Below are 249 nucleotides of genomic sequence, written 5' to 3'. Positions count from 1 at the left end.
CCAGCACACACCAGTTTGTTGCTGATTGGAGTGCTAGTCGGTTTATTGATTGGGCAAACAGTATTGACCAAGCAGTAGCGGATTATATTATCCAAATTATCGAAAGTAGAAATCACCCCGAACAAGCCTATAAAAGTTGTTTAGGGATATTGAACTTTGAGAAGAAAGTTGGAAAACAACGATTAATCAACGCTTGTAAACGCGCACTTGATTTTAGGATTTACAGCTTTAAAGCCATCCAAAACATTT

At 37.8% G+C, this 249-nt stretch carries 1 pseudogene; it reads left to right on the top strand.

From position 1 onward, the window contains the following. Positions 1-249 (top strand): annotated as a pseudogene (locus tag G6042_RS00280) (IS21 family transposase); the annotation flags it as partial.

This window comes from Flavobacterium solisilvae, from assembly GCF_012911605.1.
In the GTDB taxonomy this organism is placed as follows: domain Bacteria; phylum Bacteroidota; class Bacteroidia; order Flavobacteriales; family Flavobacteriaceae; genus Flavobacterium; species Flavobacterium solisilvae.
This window is presented reverse-complemented; position numbering and strand designations above follow the sequence as displayed.